The following is a 23,357-nucleotide window of genomic DNA, read 5'->3' as shown; positions in this document are numbered from 1 at the left end:
TGTTCGCCGGGCTACGTGGACTCGACCTGCACAACGCCGCTTGTTGGCGCGCCGATACCTGCGCCGCAGTGCTCGTCGGGCGCGGGTTGGACCACCACGACGCCGGCGCAGTGGATCGGATCCGGCTACACGACACCGACGTGCAACTACACCGCGCCACCAGTCTGTTCGACTGCCGCGGGATGGACCACTGTGGTCGGCGCGTCATGGAACGGATCGTCGTGGTCTGACCCAAGCTGCAGCTATACGGCTGCGCCTGTCTGTCCGGGCGGATACACCGAATATGCGGCACCGACGTGGACCGGGTCGACCTGGACTGCCCCGGGGTGTACCCCAAATATTGCGCTGTGCCCGGGCGGATATTCGTGCAGCGGGTCGGGCATTCCATACGCGATCGTCGTCGGCTACTGTGGAGTCGTAAGCGAGTCGGTGACCTATCATGGGACCTCCGGGATAGGCACGGCACACCTTCGCTGCGCGTCACATCCCGTTTTCGTCAACAACGGGACGTCGTTGGGCGTTGCAACGGGTTCGCTCGCGGGCTCTATATACTGGATCACGCCTGGGGCCACCTCCCCGACAGCTACTTTCTCAGCACCGAGTGGTACGTTGACCAACCCCGAACTGACGCTCATGGGTTGCACCGGCAACACCAGTACCACAGAGGGTGCCAACAACCTCTGGTGGGCCGGCAGCGGCGGCACCGGGGGACACGACGACACGTTCTGTTATTCGTGCCCTGCGGGATATTCTTTAAACACCAGTACTGTCTTTGCCAACTCGGCCAGCAATCCGGGCTTGGCGCAATGCACCCCGTAGTCCTGTGCCGGATCAGAGTCTGAGAAGGAGTTAAAGAAAGAGCCCCGCGCGGGGCTTTTTCTTATCCGTGTCAGGTCTTTGGAGGCTACGCGCTGGCTGCCTTTTCCCTCTCCCAATCGGCCAGCCGGTCTCTTAGCTGTCTTTGCACGGACGGGTCTGACAAACCCCTCTCACCATCGGTCCGGACGAGCATGTCGAGGTTCATCTCTGCCCAGCCTACAGCGTCGTCGTCAATGGCGACCCAGTGACGGGGCTTGGGATTGCGGTTCGCGAGCCAGGTCACGATTTGATCGAACCTAGACATGGCTAGAAACTGGGTTCGATCCTTTTTTGAATGGTATGTCGAGCCGATCACCCGCGCCTGCAAGCCGGCTGGCAGCGCAGCGCGCGCACGCTTGAAACCGCGGTGCACACACCACGACGTGCTAAGGACGATGCGAACGTTTGGATACGCCGCGAGGATTTCCTCGAGCAGACCTGCCCACATGAACAGTTGGCCTTCTCCGACGAGCGTCGGCAAGCCGCGGATCTTGAAAACGGACTCGGGATGCACCACACCGTCAAAATCCAGAAACAACACGATCAGGTCCATGAGCCCCCCCGATGATGAGCAACGCAAACGTGATAGAAGCCGTCGCGACGGGTTGCAGGTGCACCGCAGTCCGAACAGATTTGCTGGCTGCGGCTCATTGCCCGTGCGATGACGGCAATACTGCGCGGATCGTCATGCGACGACTGGAACGACAAGGCTCCTCGCGTCTCTTTAATGTCGGTAAGCACGGGCACCGCTTCGCCGGCAGCGCACGCCTCTTCTGCATGCCGCTCCAGGCGGTATAGAAGCTCGTCCAAGAGATCGAACCAGCCGCGTGGGCAGTCGATGGTGGTTCGCGACGGCGGAGCGAACGACAGGGGATATGCGATTGCGAAATAATTCTGCTGCTGCGGTGTCATGCTGCGATCCTCGAGGGCTAAGCCATTTACTGGCGGTGCGAGGCAGCAGCATTGATTCAGCGCGGCCGCCCCGTGATGTCGACTCGCGCGTGCGTCGCGCGAGCCAGACTAATTCGACCAGTAGCTGGCCGATATGACGAGGGGCGTATGAGGAGCATTCGCATGGCATCAATCGTAATTGGGTGCCGCTTCGCCAGTCAAGCGGTCGGGCTGCGGCCGCGCGATCTGAAAACAGGGCTTTAAAGGGTGTAACACCCTGACTTCCTGAAAGGAAGAGCATCGGCGGACGGTTTTTGCACCCTTTAACAGGGTATCAAAGGGTGCTGCACCCTGACATGACGTAAGCTTTGCGATCGCTAGGCGCTAGGATGTTCGGGGCGACGTCCCGCCGAGTGCCCGTGTTCCTCCGCGGACGCCGAGCCTATATTTTCTGTGAGAGACTGGGGGGCGGTGACGACACGGGGTTGTTTGCGAGGAAGCCGCTGGACAGCCGGATCGGATAGGGGGCAGGGGTGGACAAATTCAACGATATCGGCTTCCTGTCGCCGGAGTTGGCGACCTGGGCCGACCAGCTGCGCGCCGACTTCGCGTTTGAGTTCGGCATTGTGGAGCGGATAGACAGGCTTGCGATGCGCGTTCTCTTTGATTTACCTGCGGAAGAAATGACGGAAGCGCACATGTTTGCGAATCTTTGTTTCGGCCGCGCGCTTCAGGCGTTTCAATCAGCAATCCTGCTGGCGCAGAAGGGCGCTCTTGTTGATTCAAGAACGCTCGTCCGATCCTGCACGGAGACAGTTATCGCGTTGGCCGCTTGCAGGGTGGACGATTCGATGCCGGCCCAGATTAAGGAAGATGCGGATCAGCATCGAAGCAAGCTCGCCAACGCGCTACTTGCTGCGGATAGGTCCAAGGAAATTCTCTCTGCCGACCGCGTCGCATCGTTGGCAGCCGTAGTAAAAGAAGTCGCGGCAGAATATGGAGCCCGCGGGCCACGCAAGATAAACTGGGCCGAAAAAGCTAACGCAGGTGGCGTCAGTGACCTCTACGACATGGCATATCGCACCATGTCTGGAGACGGCGCACATTGCACGGTGTGGAGTCTCAGTCGCTATCACTCTCCGGGCAACGCCGACGAGAAGTCAGGATTCGTTTTCCGGCCGGATCGCTCGGATATCGAAGACACGCTATTCACTGCGTGCGCTGCGATCCTGCACGCGTTGGCGACGGTGATCGAATGGTTTGATCTTTCACCTAACCACGCGGAGATGGAGCTATGTGTTGAGGGCTGGAAGCAGATGCGCGGTTCCGGAGCGAATGTCGACTAGGTGCTAAGTCGACGCGCGGCTTGTCCACCGACCTTGCCTGTGTGCAACCGGCCGGGCGGCCTTGCCGCACGCAAGAGGCCGGTTGTGCACAGGTCATGCCGAAGGCATGAGGCGGTGGTCAAGCGATGAGCTTGCAGGGTCCTTCTTGCGCGGCTTAGTGGCGTGTGCCGTTAAGGGCATGGTTTATAAGCCAATGCTGGTGGGTGACGGTCTTCTGCGCAAGACAAGGTTGCTTATCGAGTGAAACAGTTAGTTGCCGTCAACTCGCTAGGTTATCTGATGCGGCGCAAATCTTGTCGTTGGCGTAGATCGACTTTGCCGTTGTACGTCCTTGCGCAACTGCATTTTTTTCAGGTCGATTTGCTTTGGGGGATCAGGTGTCCTCCGTCCTTGTCGGCGCTGTTGGGTCAGCAACTTTGCGCGGTCACAATAGCGGTGTGTCGACGAGCACACTCATGCTAACCGCGCTTCGAGCGTCGACGCTACACATCCTGCATGTCAGGCATGGTGCCGCCGAGCGCCTCGAGGCGTTTGGCGACCCGCACGAAGGTCTTGATCACTTCGCGAAAAACGTCGGACTTGTTCATGTCCGGGTCGGCCACTTCCAATGCCTTTTCGTAAAGGGCATCGTCAATGGTGACAGTTGTACGCATAGGACATTCCTCGCATCAATGGCGACATCATTGTGCCCCAATATTCACATCTAACGAAAGCACGGTGTTGCACAACTCCTAAGTTCCGCAACAGCGCGCGAATCGCCGTCAAACCGCTGCGCGGTCGATCGGGTCGATGTGACCAGGATTTTATCAACTGGGAGGTGCAACCGCGCGCGGCCCTAGGTGCAGGTCAAGACCCGGATCATTGATACCGCCTGCGACTGGACGCGCCCGATCTACGTGAGCGCGCTGGACGTGCTGACCGACTCTACCGCGCAGGCGATTCTGGCGCATGACGAAGCAGGCGCCGCACACTGCGGTTGGGCGCACAGATCGAAATAAAAAGACGCCCGCTCGAAAGAGCGGGCGCAGGCGTTCGGGGATCCAGTCTGAACGCGAACGCCATGGTAGGGCGGTGGTGTGCGCTCAGACAGCATGAAATCGTCCGAAGTCCATTCATCTATCGTCGCGTTCATTTTTCTTGCCGCGATATTGCACTGACGGCAAATGACCACCCGCCTCACTCGCGCGTACGGTCTCTTGGACCAGCCTCGTTTGAAGCGCGATCAGCGGCGAGGCGTGGTCGACTGGCACCAGAGAAATCGATCGCACTTCCTTGACGCTGGCGTCGACGAGTGAGCGCATCTGCATTAGCGTCTGGCGTTGATGCTGGATCTCAAGGATCAGACGTTCGATGTCTTCGTTGCCCCGATGCTCACGCCAGAGTGCGCGCAACTCGGTCAGCGAAGGGGGAATGAAGGCGGGTAGGTTCACGGCAGCGGACAGCAAAATACATAACTGTGTAAACATACAGTGCTTTGCCGTGCTGTGGTGCGTCCCTCAAATCGCAGTTCCGCACCAAAGTTACCTTGATCGCGTCTTGCGACGCGTGAGAAGACAGGGCGGCCGGGTTGATGTTAGAGCTTCTTCCCGGTCGCCTTTCCTCTGAATCAGCCAGTGAATTAGCCAAGGCCCTGACACCTACCGGTAGGCGGGGCGAATTCTAACAAATTCCCAACAAGGCAATCCACATATGGCAACTCCCATCATTCTATGGATCGGCGGCAAGCGCCGCCTCGCGGATCACATCATCCCGCGCTTTCCCGCACATGAATGCTACGTCGAGGTTTCGCGGGCGGGGCGGCGCTTTACTTCATGCGTCCGCCGGCAAAGGTAGAGGTAATCAACGATATCAACGGCGAGCTGGTGAACCTGTACCGCGTTGTGCAGCACCACCTCGAGGAGTTCGTGCGCCAGTTCAAGTGGGCGCTCAGCAGCCGGCAGGTATTCAAGTGGCTTCAGGACACTGTCCCGGGAACGCTCACCGATATCCAGCGTGCTGCACGGTTCTATTACCTGCAGCAGAACTGCTTCGGCGGAAAGCTCGAAGGGCAGTCATTCGGCACGGCTACGACAACGCCACCGGGCCTGAATCTGCTGCGACTCGAAGAGACCCTGTCCGCCGCGCACCTGCGGCTGTCCAGCACGTTCGTCGAGCGGCTCGACTGGAAGTCCTGTATTGACAAGTACGATCGGCCACACACGCTGTTTTATCTAGACCCACCGTACTGGAAAACTGAAGGGTACGGTGTGCCGTTTCCTTTCGCCGAATATCTGGAGATGGCCTCAAGACTTCGGTCGTTGAAGGGCAGGGCGATCGTAAGTCTGAATGACCATCCGGATATCCGGCGGGCGTTCGATGGATTTTACATTAAGACTGTCAAAATCCATTACACCGTCGGCGGTGGAAAGGGGGCGGCCCGGAAAGAGATTGTCATTTATAGCTTGAATGAAAAGGAGGATCCGTCAGGTCCGTTCTAGTTTTGTAAAACGTTTGCGGAAGGATAGACCTGCAAATTTCATAAAACAGACACTGAAAACTTGTCATTTGGCCGCGGTTTACTTTCGGGTAAAGAAATGTATAAAATAGGTGTGCTGGAAGTTATTATTTTGAAATAAACGTGTAGTTTAGTTGTAATTTTAGTATGCCATTGGCATATGGTTTGTGTTGGTTTTTTGAATTTTGATGATTGTTCAATATTGAAATATCCCGTTTGCAGCCGTCTTTCTTGGTATGAAAAGCTTCAAAATCGGGCCAGATAGAACTGTCAGGTCAAAACGTGGAAAAATAGATATACATCGAGGAAATATGCAGGAAAACGATGTGGCCAAACAACCAGCTCTAGGGCGCATCACTGTTGGATATCTCCTCAGTGTAACGGCGGCGACCACTTGCATTTTCGGTTGGGCCCTTGGACGGGCGATATTGCACAGGTCCGAGGATGGCTTGCTTTTGCCCATTTCAGGCACCCTGTTCGTAATACTCACCGACTGCTTTACGTTTCCCCTGCTTTGGCTACCGGCAATGCTCTTGTCAGCAGTGCCATGTTCTCTACTATTCGTTATTACACAGCGATGGCAAATATCTAATCTGATTTTCTATGTGATCGCCGGCGTTTCCATTGGACTTGTCTCAGCATTGATTGTGGTTCATCTTACGCATAATTGGAGTTGGTATACGGATACTCCGAATAGCGCTCCATTGGATATTTGGCACGAATTTTTATCGATAAGTAAACTGTTTGGCGCAGCAGGTGCGGTTGCTGGTTCAGTGTTTTGGTTGGTTGCTGCCAGATTGTTTCGAGGAAATTGAATTTGGATTGGCAGGTGAATTGCTATTAACTTATATTCGACGGATTTTTGGTTTGCTTCCAAAAAGATAAATAAGGAAAAATGATGGCTGAAATCCAAGATGGAACCGGCGGGTTTGGTCCAGATAATTTTACGGTTTATGATATTAATGGCAATCCCGTTGCCGCAAAATATCTCGTCGACTCAAGCGGGAACTATGTCATGAACGGCAGCACTCCGTTGGTGGTGCCAGCGGATTATGACCCTACTCAAACAATGCAACAATTCACAGCCCTCGCGCAGCAGGCATATTCGGCCGACGCGCTCTCAGGTGCTGACGCCGCCCTTAACGCCCGTGGAACGATATATAACGATTTATATTCCAATTTTGCCGCTGGCAAGCCAGATGATCTCCAGCGCTCATATAACGGACAGGTCAATGTGGCGGATGTGCCGGCCTTCCAGGCTGCGGCGAGCTATAATTTTGGACTGGCGGTAGCAGCTGCAGGACTAACCCTCACCGAAGCAGAGGTTGGCGGTGGCCTGTATAACCTTAAAAAGAGTTTAGGTGATTCGTCAATAAACACTGGGGGGGTTTGGTGGAATAACCCCACGAATGTCTCTTTCATTATTCAAGGATTTTCTGCAGACACATCGGGTAATTTTTCAGGGGGCGCGACGGGAGACTATTCGGTCGAGGTATTCAACTCGTCTGGTCAGCAAACCGAAGATGATCGTTACTCGGCCAGCGGTGAGTTATTATCGCAATATTTTCTAGATCCGGCCACCGGAAATTTGACTGGCCAAAATTTCTTTTCTTATGACTCAAGTGGTGCAATAAACTCGCGCACCTCAATTGATCTTAGTAATTCAAATTATGCATTTACCAGCACTATTCCGGTGAGCGGAGGCGCGGTAAATGATATCTCGGTCTTCAGCGGAAGTGGCGCTACCTACAGTGCAGAGCTGTTGGGCGTTAATGCAGTTTATGACATAAGCGGTAATAGCAATACTTTAACTACAGGAAATGCAGCGGCGACGCTGGTCGGTGGAACTGGGGATACGTTGATTTCAACGAGCAGCGGCTCCACGCTCATTGCAAACGGAACCGGTCTCGCGGTAAGCGCAGCTTCGACTGACAGTGTGCTGGTGAATGGGTCCGGCAACTCCACCGCTCTCGGGCAGAATGACACGGTGACTTCTGTAGGCGGCGGAAACACCTTTTCGGCCAATGGAAATGCATCGGGAAGTACGTTCACGCTTGAGGGCACAAGTGGTAACGCCGACACCGTGAACTTGGCGGGTGCGACGGACATCTCGGTGTTGCTGGGCGATGCAACAACCGAAGCCGGCTTTGTGTCGACCAGCGCAACGGTGAGCAGCCTGAACGGCGGTGGCATCGTGACTGGCTCGACAGGCGATAATTTGAATATCCTGGGAGTCGACGTCACGCTCAACGCGAGTGGCGGTCAGTACAGCTTGACTGGCGCGGGCGAGGTGGCGAATGCAACCAGCAGCCAGATTTCGCTTGGCGCGAATACTCAAGCCAGTATTGCCGGTTCAAATAATGCCGTGACATCTCTCTCCGGGAACGCCTTGACACTGGAGGGAACGGGCAATCAGGTCAATGCCTCCGGGGTTTCGATACAGCTTGCCCAGAACTCCTCAACTGACATCTTCGGCAACCTGAATGCAATCACCGATGTTTCAGCCGATTATTTCGCGACCGGCGACAATAACAGCGCAACCGTTTCCGGTGGTGCTGTAACAGCAACATTTAGCGGCGCTGGAAATTCGATTTCGGCCGATAGCTCCGCTTCGGGGAGCACCTTCACGCTCGAAGATACAGGAACAAGCGCCGACACCCTGAATCTCGCCGGAGCCACAGATATCACCGCTTTGCTGGGAGATACGACGACTGCGATTGATCTGGGCATCAACGACAGCTTGACCGTACAGAGTTTGAATGGGGGTGGCACGGTTTCTGGTACCACGGGCGACACAGTCAATATCGGAGGCGACGGTGTGACGGTGAACGCGGCAGGTGGACAATATAATTTGAGCGGCAACAACGATATTGTCGATGCCAACAATGCGTCGGTGACGGTCAACCCTGCGACTTACGAAGGACCAGACAGTTCTACAGCAATAAACGGTAGCAACAACGAGATCGATGTCGGCTCTTGGGGAACCGTTACTCTCACCGGTGGTGATGATACTGTTCGGGTCGATCAGGGCGGTTACGGCTACGTTCAATTGATAGGAGGGTCCAACTATACGTTGGACATTGCCCGCGGTGGAGTCAATATCTACGGTCAGCAGGACGACGATATTACAATAGGAACCGGTTACGAGAATACATATACCAATGCAGGAGTGCAGACGGGGAAAGTCGCTTTCACCGACGGATACATGAGTGAAGATGCCACATTTACGTCTGACGGTAATATGGCGGAGGATAAGTATTTTTATTCTAACGGGCAGATATCTCAAGATACTTTCTATACGGGTATCGGAGAAGGGATTTCGGATCTGACCGATATGTATTCCACGACAGGTGCCGAAACAGCGTCGATCACCGATTATTCTGGTGGTGGTTGGTCAGAGACGTCCTTCTACGGCAATAGTGGATCGGGTGTACAAGCAACTTCAGTTACCCAGGCGTTCGCCGGCAGTGAAAGCGACCCTGGTGAGTTGCTCTCACAGGTGTACGATTATAGTAACGGAACATCCGAAGTCCAGTCATTCACGGATTTGCCATCGGGCGAAACCGGCGAAACTAAAATCTATAGTGGTCTCGATGGTACTGGCGTAGAGACTGGAGCGACTGTTGATCTTTCCACGGGAGGGTATCAATCGTTGACCTTTACCGGCCTGCCTAGCGGGGAATCGGAAGAGATCGTCAACTATTCGGGGATGGACGCGGAGACATCGGCGATTACTGATTACACGGATGGAACGTCGTCCGAGAATATCTACACAGGGCTGTCCGCTCTCGAGACTTCGATAACATCATGGTTTAGCGGTCTCGATGCGACGGGACTGACGGAGACCGTTATAAATCTGAGGGATTCAACGACACTGGCCGATTTTTCGCAGGTCGATCTGTTCACTGGACTCGGCAGTGGTGAATCGGAAGTGATGGAAAATTTTTCTCAGTGGAACGGTACTGGTACAGAAACGTCGGCGATTACAAATTACACGGTTGGAGGCTCTTCTGAGGCTCTATACACTGGTTTGGCGGCTGGTGTTTCTGGCCAGACCCAATGGTTTAGCGGAGCCGATGCGACAGGCTCGCTTACGGAAACACTTCTTAACCTGATTGCCGGCGGATCGGAAATCCAGCAAGATTCCGGACTGGCAGATGGCGAATCCGAAGTGTTCGAGGATTTCACGGGAGCGAACGGCAGCGGCACGGAAATCCAGTCCGTGACTGACTTCACGAATGGCACCTCAACGGCGTCGTTCTACACCGGTTTGTCGGCCGGCGAGTCTTCGGAGACCGACTGGTTCAGCGGCACGAATGGGACTGGAGCGATTTCGGAGTACGTGTTCAATCTGACAGACGGGAGTTCCCAAGTTCAGTTTCTCACGGGTTTGCCGAGCGGTGATTCCGAGGTTATCGAGAGTTTTACGGGAGCGAACGGAAGCGGCACGGAAACGTCGTCAATGATCGACTACGCGGGAGGGGGCTCGTCGGAAATTTCCTACGCAGGTCTTGGCTCAGGAGAGTCATCCGTCACCGAGGATTTCACGGGAGCGAACGAAACTGGCACGGAAACCCAGTCCGTAACCGACTACACGAATGGCACCTCAACGGCGTCGTTCTACACCGGTTTATCTACCGGTGAGTCGTCGGAGACCGAATGGTTCAGCGGTACGAACGCGACTGGATCGATTTCGGAGTACGTGTTCAATCTGACGGACGGGAGTTCCCAGGTTCAGCTTTTCACGGGTTTGCCGAGCGGCGAATCCGAAGTGTTCGAGGACTTCACGGGAGCGAACGGAAGCGGCACGCAAACCCAGTCGGTAACCGACTATACGAACGGCACCTCGACGGCGTCGTTCTATACCGGGTTGTCTACCGGAGAATCGTCGGAGACCGAATGGTTCAGCGGCGCGAATGGGACTGGATCGATTTCGGAGTACCTGCTCAATCTGACAGACGGGAGTTCCCAGGTTCAGCTTTCCACGGGTTTGCCGAGTGGCGAGTCCAATGTCGTCGAGAATTTCACGGGAGCGAACGGAAGCGGCACGGAAACCCTGTCCGTGACCGACTACACGAATGGCACCTCGACGGAGTCGCTCTACACGGGGTTGTCTGCCGGCGAATCGTCGGAGACCGAATGGTTCAGCGGCACAAACTTGACTGGATCGATTTCAGAAAACTTGTTCAATTTGACCGACGGTGGGTCCCAGGTTCAACTCTTCACGGGTTTGCCGAGTGGTGATTCCGAGATCTTCGAGAATTTTACGGGAGCGAACGGAACTGGTACGGAAACGTCCTCTGTGACCGACTACGTGGGGGGGGGCTCGTCGGAAACGTCCTACACAGGACTTGGCTCAGGAGAGTCATCCGTCAGCAGCACGTACACAGGTAGCAACGGAAGCGGTACTCATACTTCGAATACGATAGACTTCGGCGGCGGCGGCGGCGGCGGCGGCGGCGGCGGCGGCGGCGGCGGTGTCGGCTCGCAGGTTCAGTACTTTGCAGGCTTGGGTGACGACATTTCGTATGAGGCCCAGAATTTCAGTGGATCGGATGGCACGGGGACACTGGAGAGCCAGTTAACCAATTTCTATTCAGGTGATTCCCAGATAGCCGTTTTTAACGGCTTGCCAACTGGAGATTCATCTGGCACGGAAAATTTCAATGGCACCAACGGTTCCGGCCAACTGACATCTGAATCCATTCACCAGTCGAACGGCGACGTTGCCCAATTCAACTTCTCCTATAACGCGGAAGGCGCGGAAACGTCCTATCAGGGCGAGTTATACGACCCCAGCGGCAGCGAGATCGGGTTCGGCTATTTTGATCCGGATGGGGCGATGATCGATGGAGACTACGACGGTTCCGACTATTTTGACGGCGGATTTTACGGAGCAGATTTCGGCGGATATGGCTTTGCCGGAAGTCAGGCAACCGTTCAGGCGGCCGTGGGCAGCGGTATCGGCTCAATCGCCGGGCTGGATCTAGCCGGAGGCAACAAGGCGGGCGCTACTGCTGCGGAATTCGCGCTAAATCAGGCAGCAACGATTGCGGCAGCCACGCCGACTGCGGGCAGCGGTAATGCTGTCCTCGAAGGTGCAAAGTGGGATAGCCAGGTTGTGAGCTGGGGCTTCACCGCGCCCTTGGGCGCGGACGCCGCTGAGGATGCGACACTTTTGAGTCAGATGCAGCAGGCTTTTGCCACCTGGTCAACGGCAACGGGTCTGGAGTTCAAGGAAGTGTCTGATCCGTCGCAGGCCGATATCCGTGTCGGTTTCGGGCAGCTCGATACGCCCAGCACGGGTGTAATCGGCTATACCGCCGGTCATGCTTCGGACGACGTAATCGGCAGCGTCGGCATCCAGCTCGAAGACCCTTCGCAGGACGCGCTCATCGCAGCCCCGGATGGAGACCTCACCTACACGGGCACTGATGCGACGTTCGAGCAGGTGATGTTGCACGAGATTGGTCATGCACTGGGCTTTGCGGACAACGCGGACCAGAACTCGATCATGTATTACGAGTTAACGTCCAGCAATCGCGTGCTTGATGGGACCGATCTCGCCGGGGCCGGCCTACTCTATGGGCAAGGAGCCACGGAGGACGATATCCGTCTTGCCCAGATGATCCAGGCTATGGCGGGCTACTCCGTCGTTGGCGCAGCGTCGACCGCCCTCACGCCTGCGAATGAGCTCATGACGCCGGACCTGCACCTGGCGGCTGCGCACTGATCTTTCGAACCGACCTGTATCGCAGCAGTTCTGTTTGCGCAGACTGCTGCGGTTGGTTTTCTTCGGTACCCCCGACACATCGTCTGGAATACTGATAATGAAAATAAAGGGAAGCCACGTCCTTGGCCAAGCAATTCCATCTCATTTCCGGTCTGCCGCGCTCCGGCTCGACCTTGTTGTGCGCGCTGCTGCGCCAGAATCCCCGGTTTCACGCCGCCATGACCAGTCCAGTTGCGAGCCTGTGTGGTGCGATGCACGCCAAAACCTGCGGAGGTGAATTCGGTGTGTTCTTTGACGACGCGAAGCGAGCCGAGCTGCTGCGCGGGATTTTCGGTTCGTATTACTCGCAGGTGCCGGACGGTGATGTCGTGTTCGACACAAATCGGAGCTGGACAGGGCGCATGGCGCTACTTGGAGCACTGTATCCGGAATCGCGCGTTATCTGTTGCGTGCGAGAGCCCGGTTGGATTATCGATAGCATAGAACGGATGCTACAGAAAAATCCGCTGCAGCTTTCGCGAATGTTCAGGTTCCAGCCGGGTACTTCGGTCTACGCGCGTGCAGATATGCTGATGAATCCCGAGAGTGGCCTGATCGGTCTTGCATGGAGTACGCTGCGCGAAGCGTGGTTTGGGCCGCACGGGCAGCGTCTGATCGTCGTGCCCTACGACGGTCTGGCGAAGCAGCCGCGGCGTACGCTGGAACGACTGTACACAGAACTCGGCGAAACGCCCTTCGCGCACGACTTTGATCACGTCAGCTACGACGAGCCGGACTACGACGCCCATATTGGCATGCCCGGATTGCACAAGGTGCGTGAGCAGGTTGCATTCGAGGACCGCAGGCCCTGCATTCCGCCAGACCTGTTCGCCAAGTATTCAGGCAGTAGCTTCTGGATGAAGCCAGAGCTGAATGCGCGCGGTGTCAGTGTGATCTGAACGGGCATTCACTGGTGGAGCAGCCTGGCTTTGCCCAGTTCGAGCGCTTCCATATCGAAACAGTCGAAATACGGTACAGCGTTGGTGGCAGCGGCGAGCGTGCCGCCGCCCGAAAAGAACTGGTCATTTTTAGCTGGGACGAAAGTCGAGAACCAGCACGGTTGTTCTAAATGAAAACTTATGTGCCTGTCCATCCTTCTAAAACGATCATACATTTCTATTCAATTAGGACGCAGGGGTTTCGCCGAGCCTTATAAGGAAAACCGTCTTCGCCGTCGACATCATCGGCAGAAATGGAGTCGTCGATTCGCGCGGCTCCCTGCGACGCTGGCCGATACCTCTCTTCGTAACTGTTGCTAACTGTTTTGACGTCTCGCATTCACGAAGCCGGTGCGCAGATAGGCGATGGAGTTTATTCAATATGAATAATCTTTCAATATTCCTTCGCATGATCGACAAATCATTCAGCTGCCTTTCTCTATAGTTCAATTCGGTTTCAAAAGCATTAAATATTGTAATGTATTGAATTGTTGGATGGATGTCCTTGTAAATCGTGCCGAACCCCGATAACATAAAGTAATTTTATGTAAGAAATTCACTGTATCACCTTGGCAAACATGTCGCATGATCTGGCGACCCAAGTCAATCTTGATGCGCTGATTTTTCCGCTTGCTACGTAGATCATTTGATCTGTGGATGCTTAAATAAAGAACTGTTGTTTACGTTTTTCGGGATTAAAATATTTTCGGAGATTTTTTTGAAAGATTGCCAAGAAATCAAGTTTAATGCCAAAAAATTTATTCGAATTTTATTGGCAACAATATCAGTTTGCTTGACTATGATTTTTAATGTTGATTTTTCGAAGGCATTCGCGGAGGAGAATTCAGACGATCAGGGGACTGTCGCGGCTTCATCGGAAAATGTAAATGCCGTGCTCTCCGGGATTTACAGTGTGGCGCAACATGGGGATTTAGCAGATGCCAGTTTTTTTGCAAAAGCAATTGGTCTGAAAATGAATCAGCTTCCTGATAGGAATGCCTTATTTAGTTTCGAGATATGTGGGGTTCCCGAGGATCCAGATCCTGTTGAAAATTCGCCATCGAAATTGAGGCGATACCAATATGCCAATGTGCCATCGTTTTTGAAAAAACCGGTTGAGCATCCGAATTCTTGCTCGGCCGATTATGTTGAGCGTCTGGACGATCAAGGGCGAGTTTCGAAGGTTATGGCGAAATTGGAATTCGATATGAAAGATGTCTGTATTACGGCGTCGGATATTGAAAAGAGTTTTCCGAATGTGAGGCGGGATGCTCGATCAACGCCAAAAATGTTCTTATATGATTATCGTGATAAGAGTGGGATGGATATTTATTTCATATCATCTCAAAAAAATTCGTTTTCGGCGTGCATTGAAACGGCCATGCTAACGCAATCATTTTAACGGGGGTTTAAGTGAGTCAAGATAATCTTAACAATACGATCACCCCAGCAGCTGCTATCTGGGGCGGCAATCCTCCTTCTGCGGGCGTGCTGGCGGAGATCAACAATAGTCAGATTTTGGTTCAATCAATTAACCAATATGATAATGCCATACAAGCCGGAACTGCCGCGTCGATAGGAGTCTATCTCTCGAGCGATCCCACTGTAGCGTACTCCAATGGAAAGGAGACGATCACCAATAGCGCAGGCCAGGTGCAGATACTGCTGGGCGGAGCGATTACCGACCCCGACAAGACTGATGCTGCGGGCTACGTTTCTGCTTTGACCTGGGAAATGGGGAAATTTGTATATTTCAGTCAAGGTCAGCAATTGTACAATGCAGTTGCAAATCTGAATCCTAATGATCCGAATTACGGCAATGCAGCAGCAGTGGTAGGAACTCTTACCGAGGCTTGGTCAGCCGCCTTTAGCTATCAGGTTCAGCAGCAAATCGCTTCTACGTCCGGGGCGACTTTCACCATAGATGGGGATGGGCCGAACAATGCTAACGGCGCTATCCAGCAAACTCTAACAAATGCATGGCAGGGTCAAAATCTGGCGAATGCGTCATCAACGGATGCCTTTGCAGCCTTGACTACAGCAGCGCTTGGTGTAATAGGGACGTTCCCGGCCGTGAACGGCGAGAGCTATCCCGATGAGTATCAGCAAAATCCAGCTGCGCTCCAGCAAGAATATTCTAATGCAAGCTTAAATGGGGTTAAAACATATACCCCGTCGGATATTTCTGGAATAGAAATCAATGACTCGAATGGAAATTTAAGCTCGTCAACGCTGAGCTTCAGCTCGGGGGGGGGTGAAACATTAAATTTCACTAATAACCAGGTCAGTTCGGCGATATACGTCGATTCACTAGGGAATAATGTAGAAAATATCGCATATGTACACAATGCAGACGGAAGTTACTCATCAACGATAACGGATGGGACCGGTGCGGTCGTATCAACGGAAAGCTTTTCCAGTTCCGGTGCCGAGACCCAGACGTTCGCCGATCCATCCTCTACATCGGATGTTAACGCTTCCGGCGTTACTTTGACCACCAACGCGAGCACGATCGACGTAAATGGGGCGGACTATGACACGACGATCCTGAACGGCGATCACGTCATCAATGCCCAGGCTGGCGACAACTTCCAGCTAACCGGCGTTGGTTATGATGTGAATCTGTCGGCAACTGGGGCGGCATCGACAGTGACATTTGAGGCGAATTCAGGGGGCACCGTCAACGGTGCTGGAAATGCAGTCAATCTTGCTGGGACCAGTGACAATATCACCACATCTGGTAATACGGTCAATATCGGACAGGGTAATCAGGCGACGATCAATGGTTCGAGCAACAGCGTGTCGGTTGGGCAAAACGACACCACTACCCTCTCTGGTGGCGGAAACATCATCTCGGCGGATGGCAACGCCTCAGGCAGCACGTTTACGCTTGAAGGCACGGGTACCAATGTCGATACCCTCAATCTAGACGGTGCAACCGATGTATCGGTGCTACTCGGGGATGCAACAACCGAGGCTGGCTTCGTCTCCACCAGCGCGACTGTGAGCAGCCTGAACGGTGGCGGCATCGTCACTGGTTCAGTGGGCGACAACCTGAACATCCTGGGTGTCAACGTCACGCTTAATGCGAGCGGCGGGCAGTACAGCCTGACGGGTACCGGTGAGGTGGCGAATACGACGGGTGCCCAGTTCGATCTGGGCGCGAATACCCAGGTCAGCATTGCCGGTTCGGACAACACGACGATTCTTACCGGCACGGGCAACTCGGTTAGCGTGACGGGAGATAATAACGTCACAACAACCGCGCTTTCGGGGAATGCATTAACGTATAGCGGCACAGATAACCAGTTTCAAGGGTCGGGGAGTTCCGTTACCCTCGCCGAAAACTCCATATCTGACGTGGTGGGCGATGCCAATACTGTTTTCGCATTAAACAATAGCTCCGGAACAATAAATGGCGGCGGAAACACCATTTCTGGTAGTGGAAGCATTTCCGGAAACACGTTTACCCTCGAAGGCACGGGGACCAACGCCGACACGGTGAACTTAGCTGGCGCGACGGACGTGTCGGTGCTGCTGGGGGATACAACGACCGACGTCGGTTTCGTGTCCACCAGTGCAACGGTGAGCAGCCTAAATGGCGGCGGCATCGTTACAGGTTCATCGGGCGACAACCTGAACATCCTTGGCGTCAACGTCACGCTCAACGCGAACGGCGGCCAGTATAGCCTCGCGGGGACTGGCGATAGCGCGAGCGTCTCGAACAGCACGGTGTCGATTGCGTCGGGCAATCAGGCTACTCTGAGCGGATCGGATAACACGGTGACGGCCAGCACGAGTGATAGCATCACACTGGACGGCATCGGCGATACCGTTACCGCCGGAACCGGTAGCACGATTGACGTCAGCGGGCAAAGTGATTCCGTCACGGCTTCTGGCAGCACTATTGATCTCGCCGCCGACAGCCAGGCAACCATCTCGGGTACAGGTGACAATGTGGCAGCCGCCTCGGGTGACGTGATTGACCTGAGCAACGCCACCATCACCCTGACGGCAGACAGTTCGGTCACCATCGAAGGCTCCAACGACACCGTCGTCGGTGCCGCAAGCGACAACATAACCATTGATGGCGGAAGCGACAGCGTGAGCGCTGACTCAGGAAGCAGCATTACGATCGCTGGGCTGAGCAATACCATCGACGCATCCCAAACGACGGTGGCGTTGGACGGAAACACTTCCGTGAATATTAACGGCTCCGCTGACGCGATCAGCGAGACGACCGGTGATAGTGCCGGAGTATACGGGGCTGGCAATTCGATCAATACGACCGCAGGTGCTTTGGTCTATATCAGCGGGACCAATGGGGATGCCGACACGGTTTCCGGAAATGGAGACCAGTTCGGCGGAACCGCTGCAAATGGGCAAGGCACTGGGATTCTACTTGCAGCCAACAGCCAGGCCAACATTACCGGAAGCGACGATGGAATCAGCGAAACCACCGGCGATAGTATGGGTGTTAAAGGAGGGGGCAACTCGATCGACACAGGTGCTGGGGCACTGACTTATATCACCGGCACTAACGGGGACGCCGACGCGGTTTCCGGAAATGGTGATCAGTTCGGCGGAACTACCGCTAACGGACAAGACACCGGGATCGTCCTCACCGCCGACAGTCAGGCCAACATTACCGGTAGCGATGACGGAATCAGCGAAACCACCGGCGATAGCATGGGTGTCGCAGGAGGAGGCAACTCGATCGACACCGTTGCTGGAGCACTGACGTATATAACCGATACCAACGGGAACTACGACGATGTTACGGCGAGCAACGACGCGATGGGCGGCACGACAGCTAACGGCCAGCAGACCGGCATCGTCATGACTAGCGATTCGCAGGCCAACATATTCGGCAACGGTGACGGTATCTCAGAATCGGCGGGCGATAGTGCGGGCATCTATGGCGGTGGCAACTCAATCGACTCGACCGCAGGTGCTTTGGTCTATATCAGCGGCACCGACGGAAGCGACGACACCGTTCACGCGAGCGACGATGCGATGGGCGGCGCGACAGCTAACGGCCAGCAGACCGGCATCGTCATGACTAGCGATTCGCAGGCCAACATATTTGGCAACGGTGACGGTATCTCAGAATCGACGGGTGATAGCGCGGGCATTTATGGCGGTGGCAACTCAATTGACTCGACCGCAGGTGCTTTGGTCTATATCAGCGGCACCGACGGAAGCGACGACACCGTTACCGCGAGCAATGATGCAATGGGCGGCACGACAGCAAACGGCCAGCCGACCGGTATTATCATGACTAGCGATTCGCAGGCCAATATATTCGGTAACAGCGACGGTATCTCCGAGTCAGCGGGCGACAGCGCAGGCATTTATGGCGGTGGCAATTCGATTGACTCGACCGCAGGCGCTTTAGTCTACATTAGCGGAACTGATGGCGACGCCGACAAGATCACGGCGAATGATGACGACTCGGGCGGCACAACAGCAAACGGCCAGCCAACCGGCATCGTCATGACGGGCGATTCGCAGGCGGACATATACGGCAACGATGACACTACCAGTGGGGGGGACGATACGAGTGTCATGGCGGACGGCTCTGGCGATACATTGAACGGCCAGACCATTGCAGACGATAGCACTGCGGACTTGAGCAGCAGTGGTTCATTTAGCGACACCGACGACGGTAGCGGCAATACCGGCGACCCCAGTGGAGGGGACGGCGACCCGGACCCGGACCCTGACGATGGCATAGACGATCCAGTCATATTGAATCTGACCGGTGGCCAGGTACAGACGACATCCGTTACGGGTTCGACCACCTACTTTGACATGCAGAACGACGGTCAGTCGGTACAGACCGCATGGATGACCCCGGGCGAAGGCATGCTGGTCTATGACCCGGCAAACCCCAACTCGGCGACTGATGATGCAGACCTTGTATCCGGCTTCGCTGCGCTAGATGCACTCGACAGTAACGGCGATGGCGTACTGAACGCCAGCGATAGTGCATGGAGTCAGTTGAGGGTGCTGGTAGACGTCGGCAACGGGCAGCCAGACCAGTTATTTACGCTAGGCCAACTTGGCATTAGTTCGATCAACCTGAACGCCACTGCCGAAGAGGTCAGTCAGAACGGCAACATCATTCTGGCCAACAGCACATTCACAAGAACAGATGGCAGCACGGGAGATGTCGCCGGGGTCGCGCTGCAGTTCAACCCAGGATCGATTCAATCGACTGCAGCGGGTGGGAATGCATCGGTCACCAGCCAGGCGTTTGTCGATCACCGGCTCAACCAGTTGATCGCTGGAATGGCGTCTTTCAACCCTCAGTCTGCTGGCAGCACGAACCTGATGCACGACGAGCACGGCCAGCACCACATGGTCCTGGCCGCCAGTTCGCACTAAACGGCTGTGCACAATGCCCGCGACCTGGGTTGCGGGCATTTCATTAACGCGTATTTCGCAGGTCTCACGCGAGACCTGCAATCTCCATGGCTGACCAAGAAAACAATGTTGCTGCAGAGAGCGACCCCGGACTTGCCGCGCTCGTGCTGATCGCCCGCTTCCATGGCATCGCGGCTGACGCTGAACAACTGCGTCACGCTGCCGGTATCAAGTCTGACGCGTTTAACGACAGTGAACTGGCGCTCTCCGCCCGTTCGCTAGGCCTCAAGACGCGTAAGGTAAGGGTTTCAATCGACCGCCTGTCCCGAACCCCTTTCCCCGCCCTTGCACTCGACCAGGACGGTCAGCACTTCATCGTTGCAGGTTGCAATTCGGAGCGCGCCCTCATACTTGACGCAGGCGCAAGCGCTACTGCTGCAAGCTCTCCTGACGAAGTGATAGCGCGCTGCGGCGGTCAGATGCTGCTGTTTGCGTCCCGTGCGTCGCTCGCTGGCGAGCTGGCGCGATTTGACTTTTCCTGGTTCATCCCGGCGGTCATCAAATACCGCAGACTGCTGCTCGAGGTGCTGCTGGTCTCCGCCATCCTGCAGCTATTCGGCCTGGTGTCGCCGCTGATGTTCCAGGTAGTCATGGACAAGGTCCTCGTCAACCGTGCGTTCAACACGTTGAATGTCGTGTGTATTGCGCTTTTCGTCAGTTCGATATTCGAGATCTCGCTGACTGGGCTACGCAACTATGTGTTTTCGCATACGGCGAACCGCATCGACGTTGAGCTGGGTGCTCGGCTCTTCCGGCATCTGCTCGCGCTTCCGCTGGACTATTTTGGTTCGCGACGCGTAGGGGACACCGTCGCACGTGTGCGTGAGCTTGAGAATATCCGCAGCTTCCTGACTGGACAGGCAGTGACTGCAGTCATCGACCTGTTTTTCTCCTTCATTTTTCTGGCCGTCATGGCCGTATACAGCGTATGGCTGACACTCATCGTAGTCATTTCACTGCCTGTATACGCAGCAATCTCGATGACGCTCAATCCAGTGCTGCGCCGCCGCCTGAACGAGAAATTCGCACGTAGCGCCGACAACCAGTCTTTCCTGGTCGAAACCATCTCAGGCGCGGAGACGGTGAAGTCAATGGCTGTCGAACCGCAATTTACCCGGCGCTGGGACAACCAGCTTGCTGCCTATGTGGCGGCAGGATTTCGCGTAAGCGAACTTGGAAATATCGGACAGCAGCTTATCCAGCTAGTCGGCAAGCTCGTGACACTGTGCACACTCTTTTTCGGCGCAAAACTGGTAATCGACGGCAAGCTCTCGGTGGGCGAGCTCATCGCCTTTAACATGATGTCCCAACGGGTCGCCGCGCCCGTTCTGCGCCTCGCCCAACTCTGGCAGGATTTCCAGCAGATTGGCATCTCCATGGGACGGCTCGGTGACATTCTTAACACCCGCACAGAAGTGCCGCAAAGTCGTCAGGCCTTGCCCGCTCTTAAGGGTGATATCAGTTTCCAGAACATTCGTTTCCGGTACCGAGCGGATGGTCCGACGATCCTGAACGACGTGTCTCTCGACATTCGTGCGGGGGAGGTCATCGGTATCGTGGGCCGCTCAGGATCAGGGAAAAGCACACTGACCAAGTTGCTACAGCGTCTTTACATTCCGGAGCATGGGCGGGTGCGCATCGACGGAATCGATCTCGCGCTCGCCGATCCCGCGTGGCTGAGGCGACAGATTGGCGTCGTTCTCCAGGAGAACCTGCTGTTCAACCGGTCAATCCGCGACAACATTGCCGTTACCGACCCGGGTATCTCGCTGGAAGTGGTCATCAACGCGGCACGACTCGCCGGCGCTCACGATTTCATTTCAGAGATGTCGGAAGGTTACGACACCATCGTGGGCGAACACGGTTCAAATCTCTCTGGTGGTCAACGGCAGCGCATCGCGATCGCGCGCGCATTGGTGACTAATCCGCGCATTCTCATATTCGACGAAGCGACCAGTGCGCTCGATTTTGAAACCGAGCGGGTCATCCAGAACAACATGCGTGCGATGTGTCAGGGGCGCACCGTAATCATTATTGCGCACAGATTGACGTCCGTCCGGCATGCCGATCACATTGTCGCGATGGACAAGGGAAAGATTGTCGAGCGCGGAGGCCACGAACAACTGATCGAGTTAGGTGGCTATTACTCTCACCTGGTCTCGCTTCAGAACAGCTGACACGACACACAGATACGGCAAAGTTCATTATGAATTCTATAAGAGCACAGGCGCTGGGTGACCTGCTGCGTCGCTACGGTGCCGTGTTTCGCACAGCATGGTCGATTCGCCATCAACTCGATACCCAACCACGCCTTTCGCACGAACGCGCGTTCCTGCCAGCCAATCTCGAACTGGTGGAAACGCCGGTCCATCCCGCACCACGATGGACAATGCGGATCATCGTCTTACTGGCGATCCTGATTATCCTGATTGCACTCTTCGGTCAGCTTGACATTGTGGCGGTAGCAAAGGGCAAGCTGTTACCCGACGAGCGGGTAAAAGTGATTCAACCTGCAATTACGGGCGTCGTTCGACGGATTCTCGTGCAGGACGGTGAACGCGTACATGCGGGGCAATTGCTGATGGAGCTCGACCCAACCCAGGCAACTGCAGATGCCGATAAGGCCCGTTCGTCCCGAATCGACGCTGCGCTCGCGGCAGAACGCTCCCGCACATTGCTCGCGGCGCAGAGCGCGGGCCGTTCTCCTGAAATGGCGCAAGTCGAGGGTGCATCACCTGCGGAACAGCAGGAAGCGCAGCACTTTGCCGATGGCTTGTATCGCGAATATCAGGACAAGCTGAACAGTGCGCAGGCCGAACTGCTAAAGCGGGAGGCCGAACTGGATGAGACTCGCCAGGAAATCGCCAGGCTGGCGGCCACTGCACCACTCGCGCGCCAGCAGGCCAATCAGTACAGGTCACTCGCCGCCGATAAATACGTAGCCCAGACGGATTATCTCGACAAGGAACAGGCCGCACTAGAGAAAGAGCATGAGCTTGCTGCCCAGCAAAGTCATGCTCATGAACTGGTCGAAGGTATCGCCGAACAGCACGCAGACATCGAGTCGACCACATCGCAGTTTCGCAGCACCCAGCTTGATGCACTCGATAAGGCGACCCAGCAGTTAGAGCAGAGCCGCAACGACGAGACCAAGGCTGATACCCGACAGAAGCTGATGAGTCTGACCTCTCCCGTAGATGGCACGGTGCAGCAACTGGCTATTCATACGGTCGGAGGCGTCGCTACTTCTGCGCAGTCGCTCATGGAAATTGTGCCGATCGATTCGGTCGAAGTGGAAGCAAATATCGAAAACAAGGATATCGGATTTGTGAAAGCAGGACAGGTTGCGACCGTCAAGATCGAGGCATTTCCATATACCCGTTACGGCTATCTGACGGGCAAGGTCGTCGCTGTGTCGAACGATGCAGTTCAGGACAAGAAACTCGGCCTGACATTCGTCGCTCACATCCGGCTACCCACGAATCGCATCCTCGCCAACGGTCAGTGGATCAACCTGACACCCGGTATGGAAGTGACGGCCGAGATCAAGACCGGCAAACGTAGCGTGGCGCACTACTTCTTCGATCCCGTGATGCAGACGGGCCAGGAGAGCATGCGTGAGCGGTAAG

Annotated in this window: 14 protein-coding genes and 1 pseudogene; 10 read left to right on the top strand and 5 right to left on the bottom strand. The window is 55.3% G+C overall.

The features are described from left to right. Positions 1-904: 904 nt before the first annotated feature. Positions 905-1,411 (bottom strand): HAD domain-containing protein, encoded by a 507-nt coding sequence (locus BUS12_RS25890; RefSeq protein WP_074300272.1) that lies wholly within the window; start codon positions 1,409-1,411, stop codon positions 905-907. After that, the gene (locus BUS12_RS25885) at positions 1,402-1,770 is read right to left on the bottom strand and encodes a hypothetical protein (protein WP_074300271.1); all 369 of its coding nucleotides are present in this window, start codon (positions 1,768-1,770) and stop codon (positions 1,402-1,404) included. Before BUS12_RS25885 ends, BUS12_RS25890 begins: the two co-directional genes overlap by 10 nt. A 512-nt stretch (positions 1,771-2,282) precedes the next feature. Between BUS12_RS25885 and BUS12_RS25880 the strand changes: the two genes are divergently transcribed. Next, positions 2,283-3,095, top strand: a complete 813-nt coding sequence (locus BUS12_RS25880; protein WP_074300270.1) for a DUF5677 domain-containing protein — start codon at positions 2,283-2,285, stop codon at positions 3,093-3,095. A gap of 482 nt (positions 3,096-3,577) precedes the next feature. Here BUS12_RS25880 and BUS12_RS25875 read toward each other — a convergent pair whose 3' ends face one another. Next, positions 3,578-3,748, bottom strand: a complete 171-nt coding sequence (locus BUS12_RS25875) for a DUF2191 domain-containing protein (RefSeq protein ID WP_074300269.1) — start codon at positions 3,746-3,748, stop codon at positions 3,578-3,580. A 186-nt stretch (positions 3,749-3,934) separates the two neighbouring features. Between BUS12_RS25875 and BUS12_RS38955 the strand changes: the two genes are divergently transcribed. Next, the gene (locus BUS12_RS38955) at positions 3,935-4,093 is read left to right on the top strand and encodes a hypothetical protein (protein ID WP_171991671.1); all 159 of its coding nucleotides are present in this window, start codon (positions 3,935-3,937) and stop codon (positions 4,091-4,093) included. A gap of 114 nt (positions 4,094-4,207) precedes the next feature. Here the strand turns inward: BUS12_RS38955 and BUS12_RS25870 are convergent, their stop codons facing one another. Continuing rightward, positions 4,208-4,561 (bottom strand): hypothetical protein, encoded by a 354-nt coding sequence (locus BUS12_RS25870; protein ID WP_074300268.1) that lies wholly within the window; start codon positions 4,559-4,561, stop codon positions 4,208-4,210. 223 nt (positions 4,562-4,784) lie between these two features. Between BUS12_RS25870 and BUS12_RS25865 the strand changes: the two are divergent. The 4 genes and pseudogenes from BUS12_RS25865 to BUS12_RS25855 all read left to right on the top strand — a co-directional run bounded on the left by BUS12_RS25865 (position 4,785) and on the right by BUS12_RS25855 (position 13,260). Then, positions 4,785-5,572: pseudogene (locus BUS12_RS25865) on the top strand (DNA adenine methylase). A 253-nt stretch (positions 5,573-5,825) separates the two neighbouring features. Then, positions 5,826-6,404, top strand: coding sequence for a hypothetical protein (locus BUS12_RS38410; protein WP_143788463.1), 579 nt, complete (start codon positions 5,826-5,828; stop codon positions 6,402-6,404). An 80-nt stretch (positions 6,405-6,484) separates the two neighbouring features. Further along, positions 6,485-12,322 (top strand): matrixin family metalloprotease, encoded by a 5,838-nt coding sequence (locus BUS12_RS25860; protein ID WP_143788462.1) that lies wholly within the window; start codon positions 6,485-6,487, stop codon positions 12,320-12,322. A gap of 122 nt (positions 12,323-12,444) precedes the next feature. Next, complete coding sequence (locus tag BUS12_RS25855) at positions 12,445-13,260, top strand: sulfotransferase family protein (protein WP_074300266.1); 816 nt, start codon at positions 12,445-12,447, stop codon at positions 13,258-13,260. Positions 13,261-13,268: 8 nt separating this feature from the next. On the opposite strand, the gene BUS12_RS25850 is transcribed toward BUS12_RS25855, so the two are convergent. Beyond that, positions 13,269-13,475, bottom strand: coding sequence for a hypothetical protein (locus BUS12_RS25850; RefSeq protein WP_074300265.1), 207 nt, complete (start codon positions 13,473-13,475; stop codon positions 13,269-13,271). 542 nt (positions 13,476-14,017) lie between these two features. Between BUS12_RS25850 and BUS12_RS38405 the strand changes: the two genes are divergently transcribed. The 4 genes from BUS12_RS38405 (at position 14,018) to BUS12_RS25835 (ending at position 23,356) form a co-directional block, all read left to right on the top strand. Then, positions 14,018-14,701 (top strand): hypothetical protein, encoded by a 684-nt coding sequence (locus BUS12_RS38405; RefSeq protein WP_143788461.1) that lies wholly within the window; start codon positions 14,018-14,020, stop codon positions 14,699-14,701. 11 nt (positions 14,702-14,712) lie between these two features. Continuing rightward, entirely contained in the window at positions 14,713-19,689 is a 4,977-nt protein-coding gene (locus BUS12_RS25845; RefSeq protein WP_143788460.1) for a beta strand repeat-containing protein, read from the top strand. Between the two features lie 86 nt (positions 19,690-19,775). Continuing rightward, a complete protein-coding gene (locus tag BUS12_RS25840) occupies positions 19,776-21,905 on the top strand; it encodes a type I secretion system permease/ATPase (RefSeq protein WP_074300263.1) in 2,130 nt (709 codons plus the stop codon). A gap of 29 nt (positions 21,906-21,934) precedes the next feature. Beyond that, positions 21,935-23,356: an HlyD family type I secretion periplasmic adaptor subunit gene (locus BUS12_RS25835; RefSeq protein WP_074300262.1), complete on the top strand. Its 1,422-nt coding sequence runs from the start codon at positions 21,935-21,937 to the stop codon at positions 23,354-23,356. Position 23,357 lies beyond the last annotated feature (1 nt).

The organism is Paraburkholderia phenazinium (assembly GCF_900142845.1).
GTDB classification, from domain to species: domain Bacteria; phylum Pseudomonadota; class Gammaproteobacteria; order Burkholderiales; family Burkholderiaceae; genus Paraburkholderia; species Paraburkholderia phenazinium_A.
The sequence above is the reverse complement of the archived record's forward strand: the minus strand, read 5'-3'. Positions and strand labels throughout refer to the sequence as shown.

Bases quoted from the DNA above. Each gene is read 5' to 3' on its own strand.
- BUS12_RS25890 (WP_074300272.1), bottom strand. From the start codon at position 1,411: ATGGACCTGATCGTGTTGTTTCTGGATTTTGACGGTGTGGTGCATCCC.
- BUS12_RS25885 (WP_074300271.1), bottom strand. From the start codon at position 1,770: ATGACACCGCAGCAGCAGAATTATTTCGCAATCGCATATCCCCTGTCG.
- BUS12_RS25875 (WP_074300269.1), bottom strand. From the start codon at position 3,748: ATGCGTACAACTGTCACCATTGACGATGCCCTTTACGAAAAGGCATTG.
- BUS12_RS25870 (WP_074300268.1), bottom strand. From the start codon at position 4,561: ATGTTTACACAGTTATGTATTTTGCTGTCCGCTGCCGTGAACCTACCC.
- BUS12_RS38410 (WP_143788463.1), top strand. From the start codon at position 5,826: ATGAAAAGCTTCAAAATCGGGCCAGATAGAACTGTCAGGTCAAAACGT.
- BUS12_RS25860 (WP_143788462.1), top strand. From the start codon at position 6,485: ATGATGGCTGAAATCCAAGATGGAACCGGCGGGTTTGGTCCAGATAAT.
- BUS12_RS25850 (WP_074300265.1), bottom strand. From the start codon at position 13,475: ATGTATGATCGTTTTAGAAGGATGGACAGGCACATAAGTTTTCATTTA.
- BUS12_RS25840 (WP_074300263.1), top strand. From the start codon at position 19,776: ATGGCTGACCAAGAAAACAATGTTGCTGCAGAGAGCGACCCCGGACTT.
- BUS12_RS25835 (WP_074300262.1), top strand. From the start codon at position 21,935: ATGAATTCTATAAGAGCACAGGCGCTGGGTGACCTGCTGCGTCGCTAC.